This window comes from Ferdinandcohnia sp. QZ13 (assembly GCF_031324165.1).
Classification (GTDB): Bacteria; Bacillota; Bacilli; order Bacillales; family Bacillaceae_L; genus Ferdinandcohnia.
The window spans coordinates 368,191-385,644 of sequence record NZ_JAVIVW010000001.1 but is presented as its reverse complement, the minus strand read 5'-3'; the positions used below and the strand labels follow the sequence as shown (position 1 = coordinate 385,644).

Genomic DNA, 17,454 nt, shown 5'->3' with positions numbered 1-17,454 from the left:
TTCATGGAAAGGATCTATGGTTCTATATTCCCAAGAACCGTCCGGTAAAATGTCTATGTTGCTCTTCATACCTGTACCATCATCACCTTGACATTTATTGTACACGTTATGAGTCCCCCAAATAAACTTACTGCCATGATTTGCTTTTGCTCCAAGAGGATTAACAGATAAGGAACCTACTAGTAAAAAACTATATATAAAAGTAAGATATTGATTTTTGGGGATTACAATCTACCTCTCCCTTTAGCTAAACGGATTTCATGTAATAGGTTACCATACTAGTAAAATATTTACAAATATGAATCTTTTTTTATTTCAGATAACTTATAACTAAAAAAAGTATTCACTAATAAAAATATTGTCCCCTGCCAGTTTCATTGGCAGTTTTTTTGTTATTTTAGGAAGGTACATTAAGTCGATTTCTATTCGGATTCCATACTTGCTTTTTATTTAACCAGTAATCACATTAGAATTTTCTTCAAAGTTTCTACCCTTGGAAAGCAACATAGTTGTTATGAATAGAGTTGAAGTGATACAGAGTTTGATGGGACATGAGAAAAGTGAAACTACGCGAATATATGCCGAGCTAAGTGGTCGTCTCAGAAAGGAGTTTTACCAATAATATTTTAACTAATTTAAATGGAGCAACTTTGTTTTAACAACTAGTTGCTCCATTAAACTCTTGCACCCTTTAGTGCGATAAGGACTTACACTTTAGATACCCCAAATTTTATCTATAACTATTTGATTTTCGTGACCATCTTCAATAATAGGTAAATCTTTATCAATTTTATTAAAAACAATATAATCATATACTTTTTCCAAGAAAGGATAAAATGCTGGATAGTAAGCACTCGCCTCCTCAGATAAATGTAATGGAACTTTTCTTTGAAATTGAACCTTTATTTCTTCTAATTGTTCATTTATTTTCCCCCAAAAAAGTTGTTTATCATTAGTTAAAGTGATTGTTCCTTTATCTCCATATACCCTTAAATTAGAGCCGAATCCGTGATTAATCCCTGACATTAGTTGAACTGAAAAAGTAGAATTGTTTTTCATCTTTCCGTGAATAAAAAAAGCATCATCTGCATCTCTTAGTTCACCTGCTCCTTGTGGAACGTGAGTATGCAATAATCCATTAATAATTTCTATATCATCTTTTACTAACCATCTCAAACAATCAATCATATGTGTTCCTAATGCACCTAACATTCCTCCAAATTTATTCTTTTCACCCATCCAGCCTCTCTTGGATGATTGAAGATTCTGATATTGGGAGCTTGAAATATGGTATTCAAAATGAATTATCTTACCAATATAATTGTTATAAATAATTTCTTTCATTTTTTGACGAATAGGAAGGTATCTCCATTCAAAATCAATCATTACCTTTGTATTATAATACTTAGAGAGCCTTAATAGCTCTTTTGACTCCCTACTATTCATCGTAAAAGGTTTTTCACAAACTACATTTATTCCTTTCTTTAATGCATATTTAACCATTTCAAAATGATAAATAGGTATAGAACTTACAAATAAAAGGTCAAGTTCTTCTTTATCTAACATTTCAGACCAGTATTTATAATGAACAGGTGGATTTTCCCCACATAAAAATTCTTCTGGCAATTGATGACGCTTCATTGTACTAACAGCAGATACTTTAAACTTTGGGTGAGTTTTTATTATTGGGGCTTGAACTGTTAATCCAAAACCACCTCCGATTATTCCAACTCTCAATTTAGTAACCTCCTCATATCTTTCTACCAAATTTACTTCTGTTCCCTACAATTAAAATCCTCTTTTTTTATGTTATAAAAGATAATGGAAAAATTATTTCCTTTGTTCTACTAAACTGCCCCGTTAGTACCTTAATTCGCAAATATCAATATTGTATATTTATTCATAATCATTCAGAAATAATTCATACCTTATAGCAAACATTACACCAGCACCCAGAAGAGCTTGTTTCAGTACATTCCTTTGCAAAATCACCAAAGCTATTATTGCGTAGTATAGGTCTCCTACGACATAACAGTTGCTCCACAATCTGGACCGTTTGTTGAATAACGAAAATGCACCTAAAGCGCTGTTTGGGTGCGTTACTTCGCTTAACATTGTAAATCTACACAAATCTAGTGGAATGCTCTCATAGCAAAATGTCCTCTATTGAAATGTTTATTTATCTGTTCCTCAAAATTTCACAACTGTAAATTGTCTAATCGGAATTCTTCTCTATTCCTCCAATTACAAATAAGACCGTCTACAAAAACCTCACCTTGATAACTATCTGTTAATGTCAATTTACCGGGTTTCTCACCATAAAAACTAACATATGTAGTCAGCCTACCATCCTTAGCTTGTATAATCACATAGTTAGCAACCTCGATATTAAAGAAGCAATAGGACCTCCGTTTAATAGAAGGAATTTTCATTTTTATAAACATTCGAATTATAAGATTAATTTATTATTTGAATAAATCCTCAAATTCATCGTCAATTTCTTTAAATTTCTTTTCCGCATCTATGACATTCTCCTTTAACTGAAAGTTTTTACGACTAAGAAGAGAAGTGCTATGCAATGTCATCGATTCGTATTTTTCTTGATAGAATGCAGATTGCTTTTTCAGAGCGTCGATTTCTTCTTTTAGAGAGGCTATTTCTTTCTCCTTAGTATTTAGTCTATTTTCTAATTCAGTTGTCTTTAACACCTGTTCAAAAGTAGTTTGATATGCGTCAAGGACTTGTTGAACCCTTGTGATTAGTAGGTTTTTATTGTGATAATTAGAATTTACTAAATCCTCAGCCGAAGGAATTTTTACATTCTCTTTCATTAAACCCACGATTGCCATAGGGGTTTGATTAAGCTTTTCAATGTCTCCTCGAATCTTTTCATTATTTCTCCATACGTACCGAGGAAACTTCGTTTCGCGCCCTAAATCTGCGAGAGTAATTAATTTCCCACTATTTTTGTTTGCGTATTCGAATAAAACAGATCTTAGTTCCTCATATGGATATTTTTGCGGTCTGCCTCCCTTAGACTTTTCAGTTGTCATCTTGTACCTCCATTTTTTTTGCTAGATGCGCCTCTAACATTGCTTTTCTATTTAACAAAATTGCGAGATTTGCGCTGTTTCGTTCAAGGTCTTTAGAGTTTTTTTCGTTATTATCGAACTCTGACTCCTTTTTCCTATAAGCTGATTGATAATATTTTTTGATGAAATTTAATTTAATTTGTATTTCATCTTGGATTTTTGTGATTTTGTTTGCCAATTCGGATTGTTCTAGAGTGGTCAGATTAGATAAATCTATATGAATCTTATTACAAAAGATACAATCATCTTCGAAACATTCGTACGGAAAGTTTTTTGATTGGCAGTAACCATAATCTATTTTCTTTTCTTTAGAGTAGTCAGAATTCCAATAAGAGAGTATCTGCTTTTGACGAAATGTAAAATGCTCAAATCCTGAAGTATTTAGGTTTGTCATACTTCGTTGGATATCCTTAGCTAGTAAATTAGAATAAGACCTTTGAAAATCATCGATATGAGATGCATATGCGGATTGAGTTTCAATCTTATTATGACCTGCCATTTGAGCGATCGTTAATTCGCTGAATCCTTGCATCATCATTGAACAAATAGCGAAATGGCGAGTATCCATTAGATTAAAGCGAGTAATGGTTTTGTGTGGGTTTTCTAAATCTAATTCGTCTCTTGAATTTACAATGTTAATACCCATTCCGTCTTGTATCACTTCATCGAAAAATGAATCCAATAGCTTTGTCATTAAAGTGGTTGTTCGATGGTTGGCATGAATTATTGTTTCCCCTCTATTTATGAAGCTACTACGATTAGGCATTTTTAAATGTTCATAATGGTGAGAGAGATGAAATAGATATTCTTCGTTCTCGCTATTAGTTATCTTTCTATAATCTTCTATAATTTCGAATACTTCCTTGTTTATTTGAATTTCGTGGGGGATGGCGACGTGATGCTTTCCTTTTTCTTTTTTGGAAGGGGATTGCTTTCTTTTCCCTTTTGTAAGGTAATATTTTTCTTCTTTCGCATCATACCGTATATCGTTATTTTTTATTGTAACGAGTTCTATTGGACGAATAGGGATTATTGTCGATAATTTCCACCAAATAAAGATTGGATAGTATTTTGAACGCATATATTTTGTTGCTTTGATCATGAAATCGTTAATTAAAAAATCAAAACGGACGAATTCTTCATAAGTAGGTATTTCTCTGATCGCATTCCAATCAGCGCCCTGTATGGATTCGAATAAAGGGATATAATTAGACGCGTCGTTTATGGGGTTAAAGTACAAGAATCCCAAGTTATAGACTTTGTATCTATCTAAATAAATTTTTGATGACTCCTTTTCTAACTTCCATTCTTCGAATTCTAGTAGTTTACGTTTGTCATAACAACTTGTTAATGTAATGATGTTTAAAATGCAGTGAAACCCCTCAAACATGCTATCTGGGGATATTTTTCGGTCATATAGTTGTACAATTACGTAGCATTTTAAAGAAAAATAAAGCTCTTTATTATATTCTATTTCCGTAAAATCAAGACTCCTATAATATTCGCGTCCCATTACGTTCCATTGGTGGTCAAGAAATTCGGATGTGGATTTAATAATCCCATCGTCTTGTAAAATCTCGAATTTTTCTTGATACTGAACTAACTCATCTTTGTTGAACTTAAGGTACTTTTTTTCTGCAACTGAATTGGAAGTCTCTTCGTAAATAAGTAATCCTTTATCTATATTACCTACTTTTAATTTTTTTACAGCCATCAATTATTCGCCTCGTCTATAGTTAAAAATTTTGTGACATTTAATTCTCTGATATTTGATCGCAACAATTCCAAATCTATGAAGCTACGAATATAATTCGTATCAAATTGGTCGTACATTCTTTTGAAATCCATTAGGATATACAAAAGCGATTTAATCATGTGTGTATATTTCATGCGTGTGATATGTTCATCTTGATTTGTTTTTTTTAGTCGTTCAATCAGAGAAAATATTTTCACATTCACAATATCTAAAATATAATTTGTATCGATGCGATTTTTGCAACCGAGACATGGCATTTCTAAATTATATTCAACCTCTTTTTTAAACGGACAATTTTCCAAACCTACGAGACATTGTGAATGATCTAGCAATGAAGGGGAGCGTAATCTGGAAATCTCCTTTAGTTTGTCTTTTAACTCTTGTTTTGGAATTTTCATAAGGTCTTTTAATAATGCAATTGATTGCTCGTGCCTAGTGACAGCAAATCTTGATAATTCGTTTATCATTACAGGTGAATATTCTTCGTTGATATTTGTTATGGCTGTTGTCATTTCTTCTAAACTCATCGGTTCATTTTCATTTATTGCGTCTATCATAACTTTTACTTGCCAACCAAAAATACCTCTATCGAAGGCGTGACGAGCCATTTCTTCAACATCTACATCAGTATTTCGCGTAACTAGATATACCTGAGTGATAGAGTTAGGCATTGCAATTTTATGAGTGTGAGAACGAGAAAAACCACTAAGCCAATAAGCTAATACGCCTTTACCGTTTTTTACCGCTGTTTCCCAACCGTAAGTCATTAAAGATTTGTTACTCATTTTACTTTTGAACTTTGGCAAATCTTTTCCAAAGAAATCATTAATATTTTTGTCACTTATATTTTTAACTAAAATTTCGCTATTTACGTTTTCTTTTTTACGGTGTAGTTCGCTAAGAATGAAGGCTAATGCCGTAGGCATTTCAAAAATAAAAGGGACAACGAATACGATTTTTTGTTCGTTCTTTCTTGATAAATATTCTTGCATACTTCTTTCGACTGTTTTTAATATGTTTTGAGCGTCTTCTAATTTAAATGTGTGTTCGTTGAACCATTCAAAGTCATCAATGCCCACTATTTCAAGTGATATTGGTTTAAATGAAAACATATCTGAACGTCTCCATGCCAATGAAAAATGCAACAAGCAGAATAGCCATATATTAGCATACTCTCTGTTTTTAACTGCATTTTCGAAATGTTTGTTCACATCTAAAACATGAAGGATTAACATTTTCCACTCTTCTTTGGTATACGCTTCATCATAATCGCCATATAAGGTCTTTTTAAAAACATAATCGCCACTAAAAGCACAATCAACTTTCTCTTTGCAATAGTCAAGAAATTGGGTAACTCTACGAGTTTGATTTTTAGGGAGTGATTCGAAAAGTTGTTTTAAATCTAAATCTGTATATTCCATCAATTCTTTAGTTAGTTGAGTTGCTAAAACCTCTAAAACAAGCAAATAATGAAGAGTGATTTTTTTGAGTGGCTGTGTGCTTTTCTCTATTTTTTTTCTAGCCCATCTGTTATATAAATCCACTGTAAGGTTTATATTGGCTTTATTCTTAAAGTAAATGATACTGTCTTCAAAAAATTGATTATAATTAGTTTCTGTAAGATGGTTATTATAATTGTGCTTGATTTGTATCGCAGCGTAACTATTTATAAGTTCATCAGCTTTTTCTCTTTTGATGTAAAAATCTTTTTTGTTATCTGGAAGAAGAATATAGTCGTCAGAGGTAAAAAATTTCCTTATAACACTTAAAGATGTGTTCATCTCCAATGCTAATTGCTCAATTGGAATTAGTCCACGTTGCTTGTACTCATCTAAGTAAGCAAGATGAGTTCTAACGCCCATAGCGTTCGCTGTAAACGATTTTATGTGTTTCTTACGCCATAACATCTGCATCACTTCTAAAGGCATATTTAGATACCTAGAAGCCCCTTCAACATCGACTAATCCTTTTTTGTATTCCTCCCAATCTTCAATTTTAATTTGGTAGCTTTGAGCTTCTTTGTATACAAGTTTCGATAAAAGAGGATCGTTAAATATAAAATTAACTAAAGCATGTCTATCTGTTGATACATTAAATTCTTCTTTGATTAATTTGACTATACTAACTGCGCTTGTTTTTCTGTTTATATATTTATCAACTTCTTTTTTTGAAAAGTATAGAATTGTTTCAAAAAGCAGGACATCCTCGAATACTCCTGTCTCTCGTAAAATCTTTAGTGTTTGGTCTGATACATTTAGCATTCTTTTAACTTCAGCTTTTTTGTAATAATCGTTTGAAAGTTTAGCTTGCAAGGATAGTTGCTGCTCAACATAGCTTGCATGAATCAAATATTTGGTGCTTCCAGGAGAAAGTGCCGATTTCAAAAACGAATCGGGTATTAACCCTGTTCGTGCGTGTTTTCGTAATGTTGAAGCATTTCTATTGATTAATTTAGCTACTTCTTCGGTTGTATACCATTCTGTCACCTTTAATCATCCTTTATTTTCGATCCCGACTGTTTAATTTTAATTCAGAAATAACCTCTTCCTTTACTTCTAATAAATCCATATACATATCATCGTAGTTACCCTTTAGAAGTCTAAGCATTTTATCTGTATTGTTTAGATACGTTATACTGCTCATGGGGTTGTCATCTCCACGTGCTGTCATAACTTGAAGTACATTGGTTGCTTCTGCTGCAATCAAATTCGAGAAGATTCCACGTCCGATGTGAGTAGACCACTTAGCGCTACTTAATTCCAATCCGTATGTTCTAAGTAAAGGGTCTTTAGACTCTAACAATAAAGTTAAGAATCTATTTTTCAATTTTCTAAACTCCCGTTGATAAGTGAATTTCTCCATTGCTTTTCCATCTCTGTTGGAGAAGAGAGCGTTGCTACCATCGGTAGGTTTATATTTTTCAATATGCGTCTTATATAGAAGTTGTAATAACTCGCCATTAAAAGGGAAAATACCTTGTCTTCTTCGTTTTTTTACGGTTCCTTTTCCCTTGATATCCTTTAGTTCGGGTCTAAAATTACGATTTTTTACTATTACTTGAAATCCATATAATCCGAATTCTCCTGATGGAGTAATACCAGTCCTAGCGATATTTACAACTTCGCCAGCACGTAAGCCCCCGAAACACTGAAATGCCACACCAAGAGCTATTCTAGGTGTATATGTATATGCGGTTTGTATGAAGGGGATAATTAACTCGCGAGGAAGGTCATGGATAAGAAATGTTTCTTCCTCATCATTTGGATAGTTCACATTGATAAAAGGACTTTCTGGCTTCCTTTTGACTTCTAAAACTTCATACGTGTATTCTTTGAAATCGAAATCATTTATCGTTATATAATTTAAAATATTTTTTTTGGCTAGGAAGTAGTATAAACGAGTAAGATTCCATTCACATCTTTTGACTGTTTCTTTTTTCACTGGAGCGTTATTTCGTCCCATTAATCCATAAACGTTCAAATAATCCTCTCCATGTTCAAAAAGAAGGTCTTTTACGCTTGATAACTTATACTTTGCGTGATTTTCTATAAACACAAAATTTAGGAAGTTCACAATAGAGTTAGCAACTTGTTCTTGTGTTTTAATACTAGGGATACCGCCTTTTTTTAATGGCAGATGAATAAATTCTGAAATAGGGTGGACAACACTTACTGCATATCCGTTTTTCTTTTGCTCCAACATAATCATCATCTTATCGACAGTATGATTTTTACCGTTAGGTAAAGTTTCTGTTGCTGACACTCTTTTACAGTAGTACCTATAAACTCCCAATCTTTTGTTTATTCCCACAACATTGCTATGGTTTTGACTGTTTGAAGCTGTATTCATTTATCTTCCCACCTGTAATATATTTTCTCCCTTATCATTAAAGCTGTTCTCTTTATTTCGTATTGTTCTAAGTTGTTTAAAAACTTCATACGCCTTCTAAAACATGTCCTGCTACAAAGTCTATATCCTCCTAAAAACAACTAAAAACTACTAACTTGAGTTTAATAGCTATTCGCCTACATAACCGTCTCCATCACGATCATCCATATATTGATATAACCAATGATCTTTTGTTATTGGCATTTTGAAGCCTGCTGCTTTAGCTTCTTTAATTGTTACCTGTCCATCACCATTTGTATCAATGCTAGAAATATCTTTATCGTTATTAGAAACATTAGAATTATTTGAGTTCGTTGATTTACTTTCAGTTAAACCTAGAGATTTATTTGTTTCATCAGGATTGCTATTGTCAAACTCATCAACAATCTTATTACCTTTTATAGTGTAAGTGTACTTATAATGAGAAGGAATTTGGGTTTCAGTATTTGGATATGTGATAATTGCTTCAAAATCAGTAGCTCCACCTGCTTTACGAATAGCATCTTCCATGTAAGCTTGGTCGCCGTGTCTATTTAATGTACTATCTTGAGGTGTGATATTATAAGCACTAGAAGCACCGCCGTTGCTGTCTGCTATAACATGCCCTTCATCAAGGTATTTACTTTCTACACCTGGAACTTTTGCTTCATCTTTGCAGTATCTTCCCGATGATGTGACCTGTTCAGTCCGGTCATCTTGTAAAATAATTTTATCAGCAATAACTTTAACTAATTGACCGTACTCGTTCGTAAATGCCCAATATTCTCGATCACCAAAACCAATGTCTACCACAACATTAGCTTCACGATGTCCGGATAAATCACAAGCATCCACTTCGATTAATTTGTAGCCTTTGAACAGTTCATCTTTTGATTGAGTTGATGTATCTTCTACTACTGGTTCGTCAGCAGTTGTATTAACTGTTGTTACTTCTTGTGAATCTGTTTTTTCCTCAGTATTCGAAACATCTTCTATGTTTGTACAACCAACCATAAAGATGATCATTAAAGGGACGATTAAATAATTCATTTTCTTTTTCATTTTAAGACTCCTATAATAATTATTTTAAATTGTAGTAACCAAATAATAACATAGTATATTATAGTTTTGTTCACCATCTACTATTTTTGAACAAAAAAATAACCCCCCACAATCATTGATGTGAAAGGTTTTCAGATAATATATAGTAAGATTTTTATGTTTTGTTCAAAAAGTATCCTATCCCCTCCGAGTGAATCAGCAATGATATGTCCTTCATCTAAAAAGTCACTTTCAACACCAGGAACCTTTGCCTCATCAGAGTAGTATCTGCCAGACGATAATACAGGTTCGTTATTATCATCTTGTAGAATGATTTCGGCAGCGATGACACGAACCAGTTGCCCAAATTCATTAGTGAAAGCCCAATATTCACGGTCCCCAAAACCAATGTCAACGACGACGTTAGGTTCACGATGCCCAGACAAATTACCGCCATCAACTTCAATTAGTGTATATCCGGCGAACAATTCATTATTTGGTTGGCTTGGCGTTTCCTCCACTACTGGTTCATCAACAACCGTAGTTATAGTTTCTTCTTTTTCACTATTATTATTTGTTTCAACGGTGGATACTTCTTGTGGATCTGTTTCTACATCTGTAATTGACGCGTCTTCTACGTTGGTACAACCAACTATAAAGATGGTCGTTAATAGTAAGATTAAATAGTTCATTTTCTTTTTCATTTTAAGACTCTCCTATAATAGTTTCATATTGTTCATTCTAAAAATCTCTGTAGGTTTACATAGATTAACGTTGTTTACCTATTAATAATAGTACATACCTAGATTAAATATATCAGTAGATACTTTGTTTGAAGTGTGCAGTATAAGATTTCTATAAAGGCCCTTTATAATCAAATTATATCACCATATCAATAATTTTTCCGTTTTCCATTAACCATCTTTCTTGAAATGCCCTCCTTGCAGCCCAACCTACATCCTTTATATACCATCCATTTGATGAAGCCCCTACAAGAGCTCCAATAATCGGGATAGCCTGTAATGCTTTACGCTTTGTTATATTCACTCCAAGTTGTTTAGCTAGATTTTTTACAGCCAATATTGCTGCTTCACGACCCAACGGTTGTTGTGCAGCAGTTTCAGCCATCTTTTTCCAAGTTTGTTTTGCAATAGTATTTTGAACAGATTTTAATGCTAAAATAGCTGCAGTTTTTTCTTCTACACTATTTGCACCAGATGCAGCCAATATTCCTAATACAAATTTTTTGTCATCCTCATTTTTACAATCGTAACCATAGCATAAACCAATTTTATGAATTGTCCTTAATGCAAAAGTTATGATTGTAGGTACATCTACTAAAGCTCCTGGTAATCCAAAAAATCCTGTGATGCCTCCCTCAGTAGTGGCTAATCCAATTGCCCAATTATGAACTTCATCAGATAATTGATCAGATAGTTTCAAGTCCATATATTTCAAATCCTCAATTTTTTGTACCTTCCCATCCCTAATTATGTCATTTGTATCAGCAAAAATTCTCCCTACCTCATTAGCCCCATCAAGTAATCCTTGAATTGCCTTCTCAGGTATAACTTTTTCAACAGCCCAATAGACAGGTTTTAAAACAACTCCAAATGTTCGATTTAAGACGCTAGGTTCTTCATTTTTCCATTTATTAATCAGCTCAATTTGTTCCTCTTCATATTTTGTAATTGGATTATCGTAAGAAGATGTATCCATCCTTTAGCCCCCTAGTAATGTAAAAAAATTCTAAATATAATATTTTCTAATCTTTGTTCCTATACTCGCTCTATGTCTAATTATTAAGAGCGAGTTGAACTTTATTAATTCTCTACCTTTATTATGATAAATTAAACTCACATTTAAGTTTAGCTGAAAGAAGATGAACAGAACCGATTATTTATCAAAACTAGTACTATTATACTGGTTTTCTCCGCCATTCAAATAACTTCGACAAAAATAGACAAAGTTATAAAAATGGTATTTTTAATTTATTTTTCCACTTTCTTTCACGGTGTTTAAGAATCCGACATAGGTTCAAAGGTTCTGGACAGAAATAATTATATGTAATCAAGGTTGGGTTACACAAAGTTTTGAATATGGTCCAGGGTTTTACGAGGCACAGGATGGTGGTTACACAAACGGATACAACGGTTACAGGGCTACGGAATGTATATGAAAATGGGTTTAGGTGAAAGTTGAAGTGTTGGAAAGAAGAAAACGGTAAATCAATCAGTATTCAGAAACAATTTTTTAAATTATATACATAATAAAAAATAGCATTAATACTTTATACGAGATTCTTAATCTCCCTCGTAACTAGGATGACCATACTTCTCCTTTCAAGGTTGTTCATATAATCTATGTTACCGGCACCGGCACTGTAGATATATCAATGTTTTTAACTTCTAATACCAATACTCATTTTTAACTATACTTTTAACATTTTAGTAATATATAATTACGTATAGGAAAAGTATGGATAAGGAGGAAGAAAATGAGACTTAGATTTGAGGAATGGATTTTAACACAAGAGATATCTGAAGAGGCAAAAAGTTTAATAAATGAGGCGCTTTTATGTTATAAAGCAACTGCTTATAAAGCTTCTCTATTATTTTCATATCTTTGCTTTCAAACCATTATCAGGGATAGAATGCTAAATGCACAAAGACCTGATAATATTCAGGAAGGCATGTGGAATGACATATTGAGGAATCTTCGAAATGAAGATAAATGGGATTCTACAGTATACGATAACCTTCAAAGACAGAATCCAAGAGAAATATTTCTTTTAAACGACGATATTAGGAATCAAATTACATATTGGAAAAATAGGAGAAATGATTGTGCACACTCCAAGAATAATAAAATTACTATTTCTCATGTAGAAAGTTTTTGGACCTTTATTAGGTCAAACCTCTCAAAGATAATGGTTAATGGAAGTCGTGATGCATTAATAAATAAAATTAAAAGACATTACGATGTGACCTTAACTGCTCCAAATACTGACATTTTATATATTATAAATGAGGTACCAAATGCAGTCGAAGAAAATGACCTCATATCATTCTTTACTGCAATTTATGAATACTTTGAAGAGGCGAACGATTCTTTTGGGGATATAGATGATGATTATATCATTTTTTGGGAAAAACTCTTCTTATTAAATGATGGTACAGTTACAAATAAATTGGTTGAATTTTTAAAATCCAACGATGAACTTGTTATGACTTTTCTTAGAAAATTTCCAAGTAGAGTAAATTATTTTTCTAATGAACCTTCGTTTATTCGGACCTTATGGTATACGAAAATATTTGAAAATTTGTCCAATCGGAAAGAAGATTTAAAGTTATATTGTGCCCTTCTAAGAAATGGATTGATAGAAAGTGAACAACTTGATGAAGCTAATGAAATTATTGCCAATAAAATTAGAAATGTCATTCCAGATGAAGATGATTTTTACATTTTAAATGAAAATGGCCTTTTTATTAAATTTAAAGAGGTTGTTCTTACAACAGAATTCTTGAATAACTTTGATAAAGCAAATAATAGAAGAGATATTATTATATATTATCTACAACGATTCCCTATGGATGAACAAATTGTTCGCAGTATAACAAATACCTTTGATTACAGCAATCATCCATGGCATTTAAGGGATAAGTTAAATGAATTTTTTGAAGGAAATCAAGAAAAAAGAGATTCATTTATTAGTATTCTGGAAGAGCATAATATTGACCCACCCGAATATTTAAGTTCCATTAAAGAAGCAGCATCCGAATAAGATGCTGCTTTTACCAAAATTTTATTTTGATTTCAACATTATCACCCGCACGATTCAGCTCTATCCAGTCAATAGTATCCTTAGCGAGTTTATTTACTTCTTTCTTGCTTATTTCTTAGTGCCATTTTAATGCCAATAATGCGTCAAGTTAGTCGTGTAAAAAGAAAAAGAGCAACTTCTTAAGATTTTACCTTGAATTTCGTACATTTTGGGAAATTCATGTTTAGTTAGATTCGTATAATCACCCTTGATGAAAGTATTGCAATGAAATTATAGCATTTAATGTCAGTTGTTGGAGGATATTGTAATATTAAAAAAACTCCCATAAGGGAGCCCATAAATTCAATGTTTGTTTAAGAATAAATTAAAAATTCTTCTAATACATGCATCTTCAACTGATGTTGCGCCTGACGGGGTTTTAAGTATTTTTTCATGTCTTCAAAAACATTATCAATATCTTTCAAATCGGTATCAGTATAAATCAAAACAAAAATCCCATATTTTCTGAAATAATCTTTTTGCTTTTTCATTTCTTTTTCAAAGTTGGCAAGAGCTTCTTCGTTAATTGCTTTTTGAGTTTTTGTTTTTGTACCAGATAATTGACCATGAGTTGACCAAGGTGATAACTCGAAACCATATTTATCAAGTGTGAAAGGATCAATTAAAGTAAAATCCAATCTATACATATGTTTTTTTTCTAAACCACCATATCTAAATTCAGGGATTAATAAAGGGACTTTTTCTGGTACAGGTGAGTTACGAACGAATTCACAGTATTTTGAGGCGATTGCTTTTTCATATTGAGATCCAGATGCCCTCACCAATGTGTTTTTAAAAAATACTAAGTATTGTTCTACATTATGAAATCTTATTATCTCATTTTCAAATGGTACTACCAATCCTGTTTCCAATATATGACCAATTGTCCAATATCGTTTTTTAAAGTGTCTAATTTCACTTTTATCATTTTCCCAATTGTCACCATGAAATCGAGGTGTTATAAGCAATCCATAAGAAGCATTTTCTTGCCCAATCCACATGGTAGCTTCGTCTACCTTAGGACGCTCTTTTGATAATGATTCATAATTTCTTAAATACATTCTCTCTAAAAATATTATTGCATATTTTTGAACTATTTCGTTATTTTTAATGTATTGATGAAGTTCATAAATATTGCTTGTTTTTTTATTTGCCCCTAGACTATCTAAGAAATTTATCATACCTTTCATCCATAGGGCTACAAAGTGGTCAGGAGATAATATTACATCATTCTTAATATCCAAAAAAAAAGCGTTTTTACCACCTAATTTAGCATTTAAAGATAGCTCATTAGCGTAACCAGTTATCTTTAATACTTCAGGTAACAATTCTCTTAATTGTTGTGTCTTTTTTCTCTCTTCTCTACTAATAACTTTTCTTTCCATAATGAAACCCCCATACTTTTCCACTAATAAAAATATATGTTATTTATGTGGAAAAATCAAGAAAACTTCACGAATCAAAGATTTCCGGAAATCTGCCAGATTTAAAAAAAACGCAAAATGTTTGATTGATATGCTCCCCTTTAGGTAGACAGGTTAAAAAATAAAAATCTGGCTACTAAAGGGGAGTATTTTTATGTCCAAAAGAGCTTTAACTATGGAGTATAAGTTTGAGATCTTAAAAGCGTGGGAGGCCGGGACATATTCAATAAGTGAACTTGCTAAGAAGTATAAAGTGAATGTGGTTTCTATTTATGAATGGAAATATAAATTCGATAAATACGGTACCGAAGGTCTCGAAGAATCAGCAACTTGGAAACCATATACAAAGGAATTAAAACTTTCAGCAATAAATGATTATCTATCAGGTAATTTTTCATTACGTGAAGTTGTTAGAAAGTATGAAATATCAAATGATTCCGTCCTCAGGCAGTGGATTAACAAGTATAATAGTCATAGAGAATTAAACGATACGTCGAAGGGAAGGACGAGCTCTATGACCAAAGGTAGAAAAACTACTTGGGATGAACGGATTCAAATTGTATTTGATTGCTTAGAGAACGGAAAAGATTATCAAAGTACAGCTGAGACTCATGGGGTCTCTTATCAACAAGTGTACCAGTGGGTTAGGAAGTATGAAGAGGGTGGAGATGAAGCGCTTAAAGATAAGCGTGGGAGGAAAAAAGAAGAAGCTGAATTAACTTCAGAAGAGAAAATAAAGCTTCAGATGAAAAAGTTAGAAAGAGAAAATGAACGTTTACGTGCAGAGAATTTATTTTTAAAAAAGTTAGAGGAGATCGAAAGGAGGCGAAAGTAAGCCAAGTTCGATTTGAGGACAAGTATATCGCGATTCAGGAACTTCATAAGAAAGAAAATCTAAGCATCTTGTTACTTTGTGATGTCGCTGGTATTACACGGGCTGCTTACTATAAGTGGCTAAAGCGTACTCCTTCTGATCGGGAACTTCAGAATGAAGAAATTATTAAAGAGATGAAAGCTCTTCATGAAGAAGTAGAAGGCATCTATGGATATCGTAGAATGATGATGACCATTAATCGAAAACTTGGGCAAAACTTCAACCACAAACGTTTTTATAGACTGATGAAAGTTGCTGATATACAGTCTGTCATCCGTCAAAAGAAGAAACGTTATAAGCACTCTACCCCTCAACATATTGCGGAGAATGTGTTAAATCGGGAGTTCGCGGCTGAAAAACCAAATGAAAAATGGGTAACTGATGTCACGGAATTTAAATATGGAACATCAAAGAAGGCCTATTTAAGCGCTATTCGTGATCTATATGATGGATCGATTGTAAGTTATGTATTAGGACATTCAAATAACAATAAACTTGTGTTCAATACTCTTGACCAAGCTACCAAGTTGTTGGATGGAGCCCATCCTCTTATTCATAGTGACCGTGGTTTTCAATACACATCTCATGGCTTCAAACGGAGAATAAACAAGGCGAAGATGGTTCAAAGCATGTCTAGAGTAGGACGATGTATAGATAATGGACCAATGGAATCCTTTTGGGGAACACTCAAATGCGAGAAGTTTTATTTGCATAAGTACGCTACATTTGAAGAACTATCTAAAGCGATAGACGAGTATATATATTTCTATAATCACAATAGATATCAAAAACGGCTAAACGGCCTTAGCCCTATGGAATATAGAGCTAAAGCCGCTTAGGTCATTTTTTATTATTTCCACTGTCTACTTGACAGGGTGCAGTTCAGATGACCATCTAGCGTTTTAATTTGTATCATAAGGTTGCATTCCATTCTAGCCATGTCATTTACTAAGTTCTCGAATTTTAATTCGGAGTTTTTCCATCATTTTATCCTCTTTCTGTTGTTGAGAAAGGGTTTCTTTTTGGTTCAATTCAATCGATGTGATGGTGTGATTTTCAATTGTAAGATTAAAGTTGCATTTATTAGTTATCGGAACTTTGTTCTCAGAATCGGTGTTATATGTACCCTACTGGTTATATTTATAATGAAAAGTTGCTGTATAGTAAAACGGCCATGTATTTACAATCTCATAGATATCTAAATCCAAGGCTAATCAAGGCTTTTATTATATACAGTCTCATAGTAAACTGCTTCTTCACTTTAACAAGAACAGGCACAAATATTAGAGTTAGTTGGTGCACAATATAGTTTTTGGGATTACCCCATTGCATTCCTACCTATTATTCCTCGTGCCTTTCCTTTTGATTTTTCAATTGTACCTGTAGCTTACATGTTGTTATATCAATATTTTAGAACTTGGACTTTTTTTTATTTTAGCCCAGATCATTATGGCACTAACATATGCCTATATATGAGAACCCTTTTGCGAGTGGATCAAACTTATTAATTATTTAGAGTGGAGATACAAATATTCATTCATATATTAAATCATTGTTGGGATTGTAACTCGAGCTTT

General features: G+C 32.7%; 11 protein-coding genes and 1 pseudogene. 3 read left to right on the top strand and 9 right to left on the bottom strand.

Annotated features, from left to right (window positions below):
* Positions 1 to 714 precede the first annotated feature (714 nt).
* The 8 genes and pseudogenes from RGU12_RS01925 to RGU12_RS01890 form a co-directional block, all read right to left on the bottom strand.
* The gene (locus RGU12_RS01925; RefSeq protein WP_309534562.1) at positions 715 to 1,737 is read right to left on the bottom strand and encodes a Gfo/Idh/MocA family protein; all 1,023 of its coding nucleotides are present in this window, start codon (positions 1,735 to 1,737) and stop codon (positions 715 to 717) included.
* 728 nt (positions 1,738 to 2,465) lie between these two features.
* Positions 2,466 to 3,053, bottom strand: coding sequence for a hypothetical protein (locus RGU12_RS01920; RefSeq protein WP_309534561.1), 588 nt, complete (start codon positions 3,051 to 3,053; stop codon positions 2,466 to 2,468).
* On the bottom strand, positions 3,043 to 4,809 hold the full coding sequence (locus RGU12_RS01915; RefSeq protein WP_309534560.1) for a site-specific integrase: 1,767 nt from the start codon (positions 4,807 to 4,809) through the stop codon (positions 3,043 to 3,045). Before RGU12_RS01915 ends, RGU12_RS01920 begins: the two co-directional genes overlap by 11 nt.
* Positions 4,806 to 7,334: a hypothetical protein gene (locus RGU12_RS01910; RefSeq protein WP_309534559.1), complete on the bottom strand. Its 2,529-nt coding sequence runs from the start codon at positions 7,332 to 7,334 to the stop codon at positions 4,806 to 4,808. Before RGU12_RS01910 ends, RGU12_RS01915 begins: the two co-directional genes overlap by 4 nt.
* A gap of 13 nt (positions 7,335 to 7,347) precedes the next feature.
* Positions 7,348 to 8,697, bottom strand: a complete 1,350-nt coding sequence (locus RGU12_RS01905) for a site-specific integrase (RefSeq protein ID WP_309534558.1) — start codon at positions 8,695 to 8,697, stop codon at positions 7,348 to 7,350.
* Between the two features lie 168 nt (positions 8,698 to 8,865).
* Positions 8,866 to 9,777, bottom strand: coding sequence for a DNA/RNA non-specific endonuclease (locus RGU12_RS01900; protein WP_309534557.1), 912 nt, complete (start codon positions 9,775 to 9,777; stop codon positions 8,866 to 8,868).
* A gap of 182 nt (positions 9,778 to 9,959) precedes the next feature.
* Positions 9,960 to 10,460: pseudogene (locus tag RGU12_RS01895) on the bottom strand (DNA/RNA non-specific endonuclease); the annotation flags it as partial.
* A gap of 175 nt (positions 10,461 to 10,635) precedes the next feature.
* The gene (locus RGU12_RS01890; RefSeq protein WP_309534556.1) at positions 10,636 to 11,475 is read right to left on the bottom strand and encodes an EcsC family protein; all 840 of its coding nucleotides are present in this window, start codon (positions 11,473 to 11,475) and stop codon (positions 10,636 to 10,638) included.
* A 778-nt stretch (positions 11,476 to 12,253) separates the two neighbouring features.
* On the opposite strand from RGU12_RS01890, the gene RGU12_RS01885 reads away from it, so the two are divergent.
* A complete protein-coding gene (locus tag RGU12_RS01885) occupies positions 12,254 to 13,540 on the top strand; it encodes a hypothetical protein (RefSeq protein WP_309534555.1) in 1,287 nt (428 codons plus the stop codon).
* Between the two features lie 353 nt (positions 13,541 to 13,893).
* Here the strand turns inward: RGU12_RS01885 and RGU12_RS01880 are convergent, their stop codons facing one another.
* Positions 13,894 to 14,964 carry a hypothetical protein gene (locus RGU12_RS01880; protein ID WP_309534554.1) on the bottom strand — a complete coding sequence of 357 codons (1,071 nt, stop codon included), beginning with the start codon at positions 14,962 to 14,964 and terminating at the stop codon, positions 13,894 to 13,896.
* Positions 14,965 to 15,157: 193 nt separating this feature from the next.
* On the opposite strand from RGU12_RS01880, the gene RGU12_RS01875 reads away from it, so the two are divergent.
* Positions 15,158 to 16,716, top strand: a protein-coding gene (locus RGU12_RS01875; RefSeq protein WP_309534553.1) for an IS3 family transposase whose coding sequence is annotated in 2 segments (ribosomal slippage) — positions 15,158 to 15,800 and positions 15,800 to 16,716 — 1,560 coding nt in all. Because the reading frame shifts where the segments join, the coding sequence is not laid out codon by codon here.
* Positions 16,717 to 17,157: 441 nt separating this feature from the next.
* Entirely contained in the window at positions 17,158 to 17,385 is a 228-nt protein-coding gene (locus tag RGU12_RS01870) for a hypothetical protein (protein WP_309536255.1), read from the top strand.
* The last annotated feature ends 69 nt before the right edge of the window (positions 17,386 to 17,454 follow it).